The organism is Alkalibacterium sp. m-11 (genome assembly GCF_054658155.1).
In genome coordinates this window covers 1-1,707 of record NZ_BAAGIR010000247.1, presented here as the reverse complement: position 1 = coordinate 1,707, position 1,707 = coordinate 1, and the positions used below count along the sequence as shown (strand labels likewise).

3 protein-coding genes and 1 pseudogene are annotated in these 1,707 nt (G+C 30.8%); 2 read left to right on the top strand and 2 right to left on the bottom strand.

Annotated features, from left to right (window positions below):
- Positions 1-204: 204 nt before the first annotated feature.
- Together ACYQ2O_RS12175 and ACYQ2O_RS12170 are read left to right on the top strand one after the other, a co-directional pair.
- Positions 205-420, top strand: a complete 216-nt coding sequence (locus ACYQ2O_RS12175) for a phospholipase D-like domain-containing protein (RefSeq protein WP_428830602.1) — start codon at positions 205-207, stop codon at positions 418-420.
- Positions 417-1,103: a hypothetical protein gene (locus ACYQ2O_RS12170; protein ID WP_346024352.1), complete on the top strand. Its 687-nt coding sequence runs from the start codon at positions 417-419 to the stop codon at positions 1,101-1,103. Before ACYQ2O_RS12175 ends, ACYQ2O_RS12170 begins: the two co-directional genes overlap by 4 nt.
- Before the next feature lie 98 nt (positions 1,104-1,201).
- On the opposite strand, the gene ACYQ2O_RS12165 is transcribed toward ACYQ2O_RS12170, so the two are convergent.
- Positions 1,202-1,390 carry an SPOR domain-containing protein gene (locus ACYQ2O_RS12165; protein WP_346024353.1) on the bottom strand — a complete coding sequence of 63 codons (189 nt, stop codon included), beginning with the start codon at positions 1,388-1,390 and terminating at the stop codon, positions 1,202-1,204.
- A 39-nt stretch (positions 1,391-1,429) separates the two neighbouring features.
- A pseudogene (locus tag ACYQ2O_RS12160) lies at positions 1,430-1,555 on the bottom strand (peptidoglycan recognition protein family protein); the annotation flags it as partial.
- Positions 1,556-1,707: the final 152 nt, after the last annotated feature.

Here is a 1,707-nt window from a genome sequence, read left to right as displayed (position 1 = left end):
AATGTTGTTGTGGTGACTACATTTTACCAAAGAGAGGTGTCTTTTTGTGTGTTTTTTGATAATTATTTATAAGAAGTTTCAATAACCGCAAGGGTTAAACCTGGATATTCAACTGCAAAACTTGAGTAAATAATAATGATAATCATTCTCATTTATATAAATTTACCATACAATTTTTTCTAAGGCAAATGATTTTTTAGACAATTGCTTGTCTTTTACGGATTTAATAATTTTAATCGACTCCACTCAAAATACTGTATCATTGATTACTCTATTGTTTTACATGGTTCTTTTAATTGGACGCCAACGGCTTCTCAAAACGAAGAACACTTAACAATTTCTGTAGATAGACAATTAGCAAAACAATACACAGATAATTTTAAGGTAATATTTCAAAATTCGTATGGGAGGAACTTATGAATAAAGAATTTTTTTCAAAAACAGAAACAATAGATTATGTTTGGCAATACTCGAAATATTACGGTAATCTATTAAGCTATTGCAAAGATGTAGCAGAGAAGGATTCTGGAAATGGATTTGTCTCACTCATTTTTTTATTTAATCTAATGGAAAATATATTCAAAAGCAGCTTAAAAAATTATGATGCAAGACTTATCGATGTTATAGATATCTTGAGAGATAATGGCACTATAACAAAGATAGAACATGACTTTCTTAATAATAAAAATAATGGCATAAGAATAATTCGCAATCTTTTATCACATAGTAACTTGTCTAAGTATAATTTAATTTTTACTGAAGATGGTACTGAAATTTACTATCCATTAACAGAGAATGAAACTTGCCTAAAAATGTATGAAATGATTTCCGATATTCTTTTTAATTTAATGCTAAGGATAATAAGCACCGATACTATTGAGCCTCTCAATATAGATCTCGATGATAAAATTAATAATGTTAAAATCAAAATTAAAAAGTGTACACCGGAAAAATTAATGGAATTTAGAGGCATTGATGTTTCCATAATTCCTAATTGGGAAGAACTAAATGAATCAGATAAATATAGGATTGTTGAAAGTTCTAGCGATGTAAGAATGGTAACAAATATTGCATCAACTATTTTTAAAAATTATTTAGAGTAGTAACTCATTTAAAGACCAGACCCAGTTGTATAAAATAGTAAAACTTGTAATTATTAAAAAGCAAAAGCATCCGACTATTTCATCGGATGCTTTTTAGTCTAATCATATTTCACAAACGCATCTTTAAATCCAGCTTTCTTTGCTTTTTCTAGTTGCTTATCAGCATTCTTTTTAATACTATACGCACCAATCTGTACACGATATAGTTTCTTTCCACCAGTTGATGGTTTAGATGTTGACGTACCTTTCGCTAATTCCTTCTTCACATCTGCCCTAAACGTATCCATTGACTTACCATGTTTTGAAAACCAATGACGTGGGTCGCCATGATTACTAGCGATTTTTTTCTGGTACCCTTCATAATGGCCGATGATATTTTTCTCCGTTAGTTTGTATTGTTTACAAAGATAAGCAGCAAGTTCCACCGCTTCTTTATAAACTTTATTAAAGTAAGTTTTGTCGGTTAAATTATCTTCACAGTAGAGTAGGAAAGCGCCGCCTTATTGTATTTCTACAACAGGTTTGCGCAGACCCCTCCCCGAACCGTGCTTACACCTCTCGATGTACACGGCTCTCCATTGTTACTCAATTATTCAAAACTCAA

Excerpts from the sequence above, each read along its gene's own strand:
- ACYQ2O_RS12170 (WP_346024352.1), top strand. The coding sequence starts at position 417 with ATGAATAAAGAATTTTTTTCAAAAACAGAAACAATAGATTATGTTTGG.
- ACYQ2O_RS12165 (WP_346024353.1), bottom strand. The coding sequence starts at position 1,390 with ATGGATACGTTTAGGGCAGATGTGAAGAAGGAATTAGCGAAAGGTACG.